Consider the following 6,888-nt stretch of genomic DNA (forward strand, 5'->3'; position numbering starts at 1 on the left):
CGGTCAATCACAGGATAATGCGCCATCTTTTTAGCCGGCCTGCAGCAATGGGTCGACTCGATATGCTTGCTTGTTTGGCCGCCTTAGCCTGACAACCCTGGAGTGTCTGGTTTGATCGTCTTCCGTTATCTATCCCGCGAAGTCCTGTTGACCCTGAGTGCCGTGAGTGCGGTATTGCTGGTCATCATCATGAGTGGTCGCTTCGTCAAATACCTCGCCCAGGCTGCCTCGGGTGCCCTGGATCCGGGTTCGCTGTTCCTGATCATGGGCTTTCGCCTGCCGGGCTTCCTGCAGTTGATCCTGCCATTGGGCCTGTTTCTCGGGATTCTGCTGGCCTATGGCCGCTTGTACCTTGAAAGCGAAATGACCGTGTTGTCGGCCACCGGCATGAGCCAGCAACGTTTGCTGGCCATGACCATGGTTCCGGCCACCGGTATCGCGCTGGTCGTGGCCTGGCTGAGCTTGAGCCTGGCACCCCAGGGCGCCATGCAGTTCCAGCTGGTGCTGAACAAACAGGACGCCATGACCGAATTCGACACCCTGGAGCCGGGCCGCTTCCAAGCGCTCAACGACGGCACCCGGGTGACCTATACCGAGCAAATGTCGGATGACCGTGCCAACCTGGGAGGGGTGTTCATCTCCCAGAAAAATCTCGGCCAGAACCAGAAAGACCGTGGTATTTCGATTCTGGTGGCCGACAAGGGGCGCCAGGAAGTGCGCCCGGATGGCAGCCGTTACCTGATCCTGGAAGATGGCTATCGCTATGACGGCAGCCCCGGTCAGGCCGATTACCGCGCAATCAAGTACGACACCTATGGCGTGATGCTGGCCCGGCCGGATGTCAGCGATGAGGTCACCGACCGCGACGCGATCCCGACCCCAGACCTGATCGGCAGCAAGGAACTGCGTTCGATCGCCGAGCTGCAATGGCGGATTTCCCTGCCGCTGCTGGTGTTCATCGTGACCTTGATGGCCGTGCCGCTGTCCCGGGTCAACCCGCGCCAGGGCCGCTTCCTCAAGCTGCTGCCGGCCATCCTGCTTTATATGGCTTACCTGACCATCCTGATTTCCGCCCGCGGCTCCCTGGAGAAGGGCAAACTGCCGCCGGCCCTCGGGTTGTGGTGGGTCCACGGGGTCTTCCTGGCCATTGGCCTGGGGCTGCTTTATTGGGAACCGATGCGGTTGAAGATGCGGAGTCGTCGCAGCGTGAAGGAGATGGCTCGTGGTTAAGCTCGACCGCTACATTGGTAGCAGCGTCCTGGTCGCAATCCTTGCGGTATTGGGCATTATTCTGGGGCTGGCCTCGTTGTTCGCCTTCATTGATGAAGTCGGCAACGTCAGCGATACCTACACCGTTACCGACGTCCTGAGCTACGTGGCGCTGACGGCGCCCCGTCGCCTGTACGACATGATGCCGATGGCCGCGCTGATCGGCTGCCTGATCGGCCTGGGCAGCCTGGCCAGCAACAGCGAGCTGACCATCATGCGCGCGGCGGGTGTTTCCATCGGTCGCATCGTGTGGGCGGTCATGAAGCCCATGCTGTTGCTGATGGTGGTCAGCGTGCTGATCGGTGAATACGTGGCGCCTCCAGCCGAGTCCACGGCCCAGGCCAATCGTGCCCTGGCCCAGGGTTCGGGCGATGCCCAGAGCTCCAAGCATGGCCTGTGGCACCGCCAGGGTGAGGAGTTTATCCACATCAACGCCGTGCAGCCGGGTGGCTTGCTGGTGGGTGTCACCCGCTACCACTTCGACAAGGAACGTCACCTGCTGTCGTCGAGCTTCGCCAAACGTGCACAGTACGCCGACGAAAAGTGGCAACTCAGCGATGTGACCACCACCTATTTCCGTGATATCGGCAAGGGTGCGGCATCGACCACCGAAGTGATCAATGTGCCGACGGAGCAGTGGGATATTTCCCTCAAGCCCGAATTGCTGAATACCGTGGTGATGATCCCGGAAAGCCTGCCTATCTCCGGCCTGTGGGGGTATATCCATTACCTCAAGGACCAGGGCTTGAACAACGGCCGTTACTGGCTGGCGTTTTGGGTCAAGGTGTTGCAGCCGGTGGTGACGGCCGCGCTGGTGCTGATGGCGATCTCGTTCATCTTTGGCCCGTTGCGTTCCGTGACCCTCGGCCAGCGCGTGTTTACCGGCGTACTGGTGGGTTTCACCTTCCGTATCGCCCAGGACCTGCTGGGGCCGTCCAGCCTGGTATTCGGTTTCTCGCCGCTGTTTGCGGTGCTGGTGCCGACCGCCATCTGCGCCGTGGCCGGCTTCTGGCTGTTGCGTCGGGCCGGTTGAGCCCGCGCTTATGAACAAAAAATGCCCCGTTCGAACGACCGGGGCATTTTTGTTCTTGGTCGCCATGGATGACGTCTGGTCTGCGCATCAGGTACAATTCCCGGCTATTTTTCAGCGGGCAGTCTGCCTGCAGCCTTTTTGAGTGTTGATCCGTGAGTGATTTGAGTCATATCCGCAATTTCTCCATCATCGCCCACATTGACCATGGCAAGTCGACGCTGGCCGATCGATTCATCCAGATGTGCGGCGGCCTTGCCGAGCGTGAAATGGAAGCCCAGGTGCTGGACTCCATGGACCTCGAGCGCGAGCGCGGGATCACCATCAAGGCCCACAGCGTAACCCTGTACTACACCGCCAAAGACGGTATCAAGTACCAGCTCAACTTCATTGACACCCCGGGTCACGTCGACTTCACCTATGAAGTCAGCCGTTCCCTGGCGGCCTGCGAAGGTGCGTTGCTGGTAGTGGACGCGGGCCAGGGCGTTGAAGCCCAGTCCGTGGCCAACTGCTACACCGCCATCGAGCAAGGCCTGGAGGTGATGCCGGTGCTGAACAAGATCGACCTGCCACAGGCCGATCCGGACCGCGTCAAGGAAGAGATCGAGAAGATCATCGGCATTGACGCCACCGACGCCGTCGAGTGCAGCGCCAAGACCGGCCTGGGCGTCGACGAGGTGCTCGAGCGCCTGGTCAAGACCATTCCAGCCCCCACCGGCAACTACGAAGATCCGCTGCAAGCGTTGATCATCGACTCCTGGTTCGACAACTACCTGGGCGTTGTTTCCCTGGTACGCGTGCGCCACGGCCGTGTGAAGAAGGGCGACAAGATCCTGGTCAAGTCCACCGGCAAGATCCACCTGGTGGACAGCGTCGGTGTATTCAACCCGAAGCACACGGCTACCACTGATCTGAAAGCCGGCGAAGTAGGCTTCATCATCGCCGGTATCAAGGACATCCACGGTGCACCGGTAGGTGACACCCTGACCTTGAGCTCCACCCCTGACGTCGACGTGCTGCCGGGCTTCAAACGCATCCAGCCGCAGGTTTACGCCGGCCTGTTCCCGGTCAGCTCCGATGACTTCGAGGACTTCCGCGAAGCCCTGCAGAAGCTGACCCTCAACGACTCGTCGTTGCAGTACACCCCGGAAAGCTCCGACGCCCTCGGGTTCGGCTTCCGCTGCGGGTTCCTGGGCATGCTGCACATGGAAATCATCCAGGAGCGCCTTGAGCGCGAATACGACCTGGACCTGATCACCACCGCGCCGACGGTTATTTTTGAACTGGCGCTGAAAACCGGTGAAACGATTTACGTCGACAACCCGTCCAAGCTTCCGGATCTGTCTTCCATCGAAGACATGCGCGAACCGATCGTGCGGGCCAATATTCTTGTGCCGCAAGAGCATCTGGGCAACGTCATTACCCTGTGTATCGAAAAGCGTGGCGTACAGCACGACATGCTGTTCCTCGGTACCCAGGTGCAAGTGACCTACGATTTGCCGATGAACGAAGTGGTCCTGGACTTCTTCGACCGTCTCAAATCCACCAGCCGCGGCTATGCTTCGCTGGATTACCATTTTGACCGTTACCAATCAGCTAATCTGGTGAAGCTGGATGTGCTGATCAACGGCGACAAGGTGGATGCCCTGGCGCTGATCGTGCACAAGGACAACGCGCACTACAAAGGTCGCCAGTTGACCGAAAAGATGAAAGAACTGATTCCGCGCCAGATGTTCGACGTCGCGATCCAGGCCGCCATCGGCGGGCAGATCATTGCACGGACTTCCGTCAAGGCACTCAGAAAGAACGTACTGGCCAAATGCTATGGCGGCGACGTCAGCCGTAAGCGCAAGCTGCTCGAGAAGCAAAAGGCCGGTAAAAAACGCATGAAGCAAGTGGGTAACGTGGAAATTCCACAAGAAGCCTTCCTTGCGGTGCTCAGGTTGGATAGTTAGGTCCTATGTCACTAAATTTCCCGCTGTTGCTGGTCATCGCCGTTGCCGTTTGCGGTCTATTGGCGTTGCTCGATCTGGTGTTCTTCGCCCCGCGTCGCCGGGCAGCCATCGCGTCCTATCAGGGCAGCGTCAGCCAGCCCGATGTGGCGGTGATCGAGAAACTGAACAAAGAGCCGATGCTGGTTGAATACGGCAAGTCGTTCTTCCCGGTGTTGTTCATCGTGCTGGTGCTGCGTTCGTTCCTGGTGGAACCGTTTCAGATCCCTTCGGGCTCGATGAAACCTACCCTGGACGTGGGCGACTTCATCCTGGTGAACAAGTTTTCCTACGGGATCCGCTTGCCGGTGATCGACAAGAAAGTGATCGAGATCGGTGACCCGCAGCGCGGCGATGTGATGGTGTTTCGCTACCCAAGCGACCCGAACGTCAACTACATCAAGCGTGTAGTGGGCCTGCCGGGCGACGTGATTCGCTACACCAGCGACAAGCGCCTGTTCGTCAACGGCGAGTCGGTGGCAGAAAAACTGATCGGTTCCGAGCCGAACACCCTGGGCAGCGCCGAGCTGTACCAGGAAAAACTCGGGGCGGTAGAGCACGAAATCCGCAAGGAGATGAGCCGCTACCGTTCGCCGCCTGACAACCAGTGGACAGTGCCTGCCGGGCACTACTTCATGATGGGCGACAACCGCGACAACTCCAACGACAGCCGCTACTGGGATGACCCGAATATTCCCAAGGACCTGCTGGGCATGGTCCCCGACCAGAATATCGTCGGCAAGGCCTTCGCGGTCTGGATGAGTTGGCCGGAACCCAAGCTCAGCCACCTGCCGAACTTCTCGCGGGTCGGGCTGATCAAGTAATCCATGCGGCGCTGTGAACACAGCGCCGAATGCTTTTCTGGGGCTTGGACAAAACCAGGCCCCATGCAGCAACCACCAGGATTTGAATTTGAACACAGCGTTAATCGTCGCAGGCCACCGGTGCCTCGAACTGAATGTGGGTAAACCGTGAGCGTTTCTCTAAGCCGTCTCGAGCGCCAGCTCGGCTACACCTTCAAGGATCAGGAATTGATGATCCTTGCCCTCACACACCGTAGTTTTGCCGGGCGTAACAACGAGCGCCTGGAATTCCTCGGTGATGCCATCCTCAATTTCGTCGCCGGCGAAGCCCTGTTCAATCGCTTCCCGCTGGCCCGCGAAGGCCAGTTGTCGCGCTTGCGTGCGCGCCTGGTGAAAGGCGAGACCCTGGCTGTACTGGCCCGTGGTTTCGACCTGGGTGATTACCTGCGCCTGGGCTCCGGCGAGCTTAAGAGCGGCGGTTTCCGTCGCGAGTCGATCCTGGCCGACGCCCTTGAGGCACTGATCGGCGCGATCTACCTCGACGCGGGCATGGAAGCGGCCAAGGAGCGCGTCGTCGCCTGGCTGTCGACCGAAATCGAAAGCCTGACGCTGGTAGACACCAACAAAGATCCAAAGACCCGCCTGCAGGAATTCCTGCAGTCCCGTGGTTGCGACCTGCCGCGTTACGAAGTGGTGGATATCCAGGGTGAACCGCATTGCCGAGTCTTCTTCGTCGAATGCGAAATCACCTTACTGAATGAAAAAAGCCGAGGTCAGGGTGTGAGCCGTCGTATTGCCGAACAGGTAGCGGCCGCTGCAGCACTGATTGCCCTGGGCGTGGAGAATGGCCATGACTGATTCAACCGCAACTCGCTGTGGCTATGTTGCCATCGTCGGCCGTCCGAACGTGGGCAAGTCCACGTTGCTGAACCACATCCTGGGACAGAAGCTGGCGATCACCTCGCGCAAGCCCCAGACCACCCGCCACAACATGCTGGGCATCAAGACCGAAGGTGCCGTACAGGCTGTCTACGTTGATACCCCGGGCATGCACAAAGGCGGCGAAAAGGCCCTCAACCGCTACATGAACAAAACCGCTTCGGCAGCGTTGAAAGACGTCGACGTGGTGATCTTCGTGGTCGACCGCACCAAGTGGACCGACGAAGACCAGATGGTTCTGGAGCGCGTGCAGTATGTCACCGGCCCGTTGATCGTCGCGTTGAACAAGACTGACCGCATCGAAGACAAGGCCGAGCTGATGCCGCACCTGAGCTGGCTGCAGGAACAACTGCCGAACGCCCAGATCATGCCGATCTCGGCACAGCACGGGCACAACCTTGAAGCCCTGGAACGTGTGATTGCTGGCTACCTGCCGGAGAACGAACACTTCTTCCCGGAAGACCAGATCACCGACCGCAGCAGCCGTTTCCTCGCCGCCGAACTGGTACGCGAGAAAATCATGCGCCAGATGGGTGCCGAGCTGCCGTACCAGATCACCGTCGAAATCGAAGAGTTCAAGCAGCAGGGCAAGACCCTGCATATCCATGCGCTGATCCTCGTCGAGCGTGACGGCCAGAAGAAAATCATCATTGGCGACAAGGGCGAGCGCATCAAGCGCATCGGCACTGAAGCGCGCAAGGACATGGAATTGCTGTTTGATTCCAAGATCATGCTCAACCTGTGGGTGAAGGTTAAGGGCGGTTGGTCCGATGATGAGCGCGCGTTGCGTTCGTTGGGTTACGGCGACCTGTAACAGGTCTCCGGAACACCGCAGGACAAATGTGGGAGCGGGCTT

The 6,888-nt window shown here is 59.3% G+C and carries 6 protein-coding genes; all 6 read left to right on the plus strand.

Features of this window, described 5'->3' with window-relative positions:
• Positions 1–111 precede the first annotated feature (111 nt).
• Entirely contained in the window at positions 112–1,230 is a 1,119-nt protein-coding gene (gene lptF / locus HX818_RS15780) for an LPS export ABC transporter permease LptF (RefSeq protein ID WP_003210442.1), read from the plus strand.
• The gene (lptG, locus tag HX818_RS15785) at positions 1,223–2,302 is read left to right on the plus strand and encodes an LPS export ABC transporter permease LptG (RefSeq protein ID WP_003210440.1); all 1,080 of its coding nucleotides are present in this window, start codon (positions 1,223–1,225) and stop codon (positions 2,300–2,302) included. Before lptF ends, lptG begins: the two co-directional genes overlap by 8 nt.
• A 152-nt stretch (positions 2,303–2,454) precedes the next feature.
• Positions 2,455–4,254, plus strand: a complete 1,800-nt coding sequence (gene lepA / locus HX818_RS15790) for a translation elongation factor 4 (protein WP_003210439.1) — start codon at positions 2,455–2,457, stop codon at positions 4,252–4,254.
• Positions 4,255–4,259: 5 nt separating this feature from the next.
• A complete protein-coding gene (gene lepB, locus HX818_RS15795; RefSeq protein ID WP_003210437.1) occupies positions 4,260–5,114 on the plus strand; it encodes a signal peptidase I in 855 nt (284 codons plus the stop codon).
• Between the two features lie 147 nt (positions 5,115–5,261).
• On the plus strand, positions 5,262–5,951 hold the full coding sequence (rnc, locus tag HX818_RS15800) for a ribonuclease III (RefSeq protein ID WP_003210434.1): 690 nt from the start codon (positions 5,262–5,264) through the stop codon (positions 5,949–5,951).
• The gene (gene era / locus HX818_RS15805) at positions 5,944–6,846 is read left to right on the plus strand and encodes a GTPase Era (RefSeq protein WP_003210432.1); all 903 of its coding nucleotides are present in this window, start codon (positions 5,944–5,946) and stop codon (positions 6,844–6,846) included. Before rnc ends, era begins: the two co-directional genes overlap by 8 nt.
• Positions 6,847–6,888 lie beyond the last annotated feature (42 nt).

The sequence above is a fragment of the Pseudomonas sp. F9001 genome, assembly GCF_013385435.1.
Lineage (GTDB): Bacteria > Pseudomonadota > Gammaproteobacteria > Pseudomonadales > Pseudomonadaceae > Aquipseudomonas.

What these genes read in the sequence shown, in the direction of transcription:
- lepB (WP_003210437.1), top strand. Translation starts at nt 4,260, where the DNA reads ATGTCACTAAATTTCCCGCTGTTGCTGGTCATCGCCGTTGCCGTTTGC.
- era (WP_003210432.1), top strand. Translation starts at nt 5,944, where the DNA reads ATGACTGATTCAACCGCAACTCGCTGTGGCTATGTTGCCATCGTCGGC.